At 34.7% G+C, this 1,224-nt stretch carries 2 protein-coding genes; both read left to right on the forward strand.

Annotation, left to right across the window (positions count from 1 at the left end):
- Positions 1-400 (forward strand): GNAT family N-acetyltransferase (locus tag H8718_RS20245; RefSeq protein ID WP_249334862.1); only part of this gene is annotated, 400 nt, incomplete at its 5' end.
- A 146-nt stretch (positions 401-546) separates the two neighbouring features.
- Positions 547-1,017, forward strand: coding sequence for a phage terminase small subunit P27 family (locus H8718_RS20250; protein ID WP_249334863.1), 471 nt, complete (start codon positions 547-549; stop codon positions 1,015-1,017).
- Positions 1,018-1,224 lie beyond the last annotated feature (207 nt).

Consider the following 1,224-nt stretch of genomic DNA (forward strand, 5'->3'; position numbering starts at 1 on the left):
TCCTGTTAAAGACATTAGTGAAACTGAAAATATAGTTGAATGTTGGATAAAACAATGTGCAAATAAGACAGACTATGTGTATGCAATAACACTTAAAGAAACAGCTGAATTCTTGGGAATAGCAGGGTTGCATAATTTAAATAACGATATGCCTGAACTTGGAATATGGACTAAAATTAGTTCTCATGGAAACCATTATGGTAGAGAAGCCATAGGTGGATTAATTGAATATGCAAAGGAACAAGGATATACACAGCTAATTTACCCTGTTGATAAGAAAAACATTGCAAGTAAAAAAATACCATTATTCTATGGTGGAGAATTGATAATTAGCAATAAATTGGTAATTACTCCTGATGGCAGAACACTTGATGAGGAAGTGTACAAGATTACTCTTTAATAAAGCGAATGAGCAAAACACGAAGTTAATAGCGTAGTACTACTCAATAAAATAGTTAATTTATTAACTGAGAACAAATAACGAGTCTATATAATACCATATAGGCTCTTTTTTCATGCCTCAAAACACAGAAAGAAGGTGACAGCATGGCACGACCAACTAAAAGTATTACCACAAGAACCGGACATATGAGTAAAGTTGATACTGATAAGAGGCTAGAGTATGAAGCTAAATTGCGTGGTGATAGTGATAAAATACGTGCGCCAGCCTACTTGACATTACAGCAGAAGAAGCATTTTAGAACTATTGTGGACTACCTCAAAGAATCAGGGATATTAGGTAACATTGATGTGTACTTATTAGCTCAAACAGCCATAACCATTGATCGTATCCAAGTATGTGAAGTTGCGATTAATCAAGATGGTGTGGTAGACCTAGAAGGCAATCCTAACCCACATATAAAAATTAGAACAGCTTATATGAAGGACTTCTTTAGAATGTGTAATGAGTTAAGTCTAAGCCCACAGGCAAGGGCAAAGATAGCAAATATTAACTGTAGTGCTGAAGCTGAGAAAACAGATCCACTTCTGACCATACTAGGAGGTGGTAAGCAATAACGAGAGAGGAATTTAAAGAGTCAAAGGCCTATAGATATGCTGTGGATGTACTGGATGGAAAATTTCTAACTAATAGGTACATAAAGGCAATAAGTAAAAAGTTTATTTATGAGATAGACCATCAGGAAGAGATAGATTACTTTTTTGATTATGGAACAGCCGATAAGATAATGAACATCATGAAACTAATTAATTTTGCTACTGGAG

It is taken from the genome of Zhenhengia yiwuensis, assembly GCF_014384995.1.
Classification (GTDB): Bacteria; Bacillota; Clostridia; order Lachnospirales; family Cellulosilyticaceae; genus Zhenhengia; species Zhenhengia yiwuensis.